Origin of the sequence: Halostella sp. PRR32 (genome assembly GCF_034808085.1) — an archaeon.
Lineage (GTDB): Archaea > Halobacteriota > Halobacteria > Halobacteriales > Natronoarchaeaceae > Halostella > Halostella pelagica.
In genome coordinates, this window is record NZ_JAXHGL010000035.1 from 1 (window position 1) to 368 (window position 368).

The 368-nt window shown below is 70.7% G+C and carries 1 protein-coding gene; it reads left to right on the forward strand.

Annotated elements, in window-relative coordinates; genetic code table 11:
- A partial coding sequence (locus SM753_RS20285) for a thiamine pyrophosphate-dependent enzyme (protein ID WP_323192894.1) occupies window positions 1-368 on the forward strand: 368 nt, incomplete at both ends.

Sequence of the window (368 nt, forward strand, 5' to 3'; positions counted from 1 at the left end):
GCGGTCCCCATCGCGACGCAGATCCCCCACGCCGCTGGCGCGGGGATGGCGATGAACTACCGCAGCGAGGACGAGACGGCGGCGCTCTGTTACTTCGGTGACGGCGCGACCTCCGAGGGCGACTTCCACGAGGGCCTGAACTTCGCGGGCGTGTTCGACGCGCCGGTCGTGTTCTTCTGCGAGAACAACAACTGGGCGATCTCGCTGCCGCGCGAGCGCCAGACGGCGGCGGACTCCATCGCGCAACGCGGCGAGGCGTACGGGATGATGGGCGGGCAGGTCGACGGGAACGACCCGCTCGCGGTCCGAGAGTTCACGGAGAGCGCGCTCGAGTCGGCGCGCGAGGGCGAGCCCGTGCTCGTCGAGAG